The organism is Streptomyces noursei, assembly GCF_001646665.1.
Lineage (GTDB): Bacteria > Actinomycetota > Actinomycetes > Streptomycetales > Streptomycetaceae > Streptomyces > Streptomyces lavendulocolor.
Genome location: NZ_LWBU01000092.1, coordinates 1 through 359 on the forward strand (window position 1 = coordinate 1; position 359 = coordinate 359).

General features: G+C 74.1%; 1 protein-coding gene. It reads left to right on the forward strand.

Translation table 11 applies throughout. The features are described from left to right. The coding region (locus A4V12_RS09545) for a roadblock/LC7 domain-containing protein (protein WP_434974778.1) at positions 1 to 178 on the forward strand (178 nt) is incomplete at its 5' end. Positions 179 to 359: the final 181 nt, after the last annotated feature.

Consider the following 359-nt stretch of genomic DNA (forward strand, 5'->3'; position numbering starts at 1 on the left):
GGAGCGCGGCTTCCTCTTCCTGATGTCCATCTCGGACGGCTCCTCCCTCGCCGTGCTCGCGCACCCGGATGCCGACATCGGCCTCGTGGGGTACGAGATGGCCCTGCTCGTCGACCGCGCGGGCAGCGTCCTCACCCCTGACCTGCGCGCGGAACTGCAGGGCAGCCTGCTCCACTGAGGCGGTACGCCCCAATCCGTACCTCCCCCCCCTTGCCCCGCTCACCGCCGGCCGCCCCCCCCCGCCCCCCCCCCGCCAGGCAGCCGACATGCAGACCACCTGCTGGCACTGGAGGATCAATGACCCCGCCCCCCGCCCCTCACGACCCGTGCGGCGTCCCCACTGCCCCCCCCTACGGCGG